Below are 753 nucleotides of genomic sequence, written 5' to 3'. Positions count from 1 at the left end.
CTTTTCAATTTCTTCATAGGTTTTTAAGCTTTTTTCCTGATTATTCTTTATCTTCTGTATCAAAATATCTATCTCTTTTTCTTTCCCATTTTGCTTAATAAGTTTTCTGAGTTTTTTCAGGTCTTCCTCTGTATTATCAAGAAAAGATGTTACTTGAGTAAAACCTCTTACTCCACTATAAGCAAAGCATTTAGCAGTAATTACATGTTCAATTGTTTCAGCTAAACCTATCTCATCTATATTATTTCTATCTTGTAGTTCACCCAACACTCTTCTAGGAACTATTACTAAAGCAAATTCTTCTATATGACCAATTCTTTCACCATACTCTGTTTTAATTTGTGTATTTTTCTTGTATTGATAAATGTTGGAAGCGATTAATACAACTATTATAGAAATTAGTGTTATAATTAGAATTTCATTTTTCTTCATAATTCTCCCCTCTTTTTAATCTACAACTGTTAAATTAAAACAATCTTGTGCTCTATCACTATCATAATAAACATAAACATATCCTCCCAATGGAATGTGATATCTTTCTCTATATTGCATTTCAGCATAGAAATCACCTTCAACTTTTCCTTGATGTGCATTTAACCCAACTATAAAAATTTCAACGTCTTTATCATCATAATCCAATTCTAAATCTGTCCCGGCCTGAATTTCTATATTAGGTTGCAAATTACTACTATTAACATCTAAAGAACCTTTACCATCATTTAGCGCAGCATCAAGTGTACTAGTTGGTATACC

General features: G+C 29.6%; 2 protein-coding genes. Both read right to left on the bottom strand.

Annotated elements, in window-relative coordinates; translation table 11 throughout:
• Nucleotides 1-432 (bottom strand): hypothetical protein (locus L21TH_RS11305; protein WP_034429998.1); only part of this gene is annotated, 432 nt, incomplete at its 3' end.
• A 15-nt stretch (nucleotides 433-447) separates the two neighbouring features.
• Nucleotides 448-753 (bottom strand): hypothetical protein (locus L21TH_RS14640; protein ID WP_034429995.1); only part of this gene is annotated, 306 nt, incomplete at its 5' end.

The sequence above is a fragment of the Caldisalinibacter kiritimatiensis genome (assembly GCF_000387765.1).
GTDB lineage: Bacteria > Bacillota > Clostridia > Tissierellales > Caldisalinibacteraceae > Caldisalinibacter > Caldisalinibacter kiritimatiensis.
This window is presented reverse-complemented; position numbering and strand designations above follow the sequence as displayed.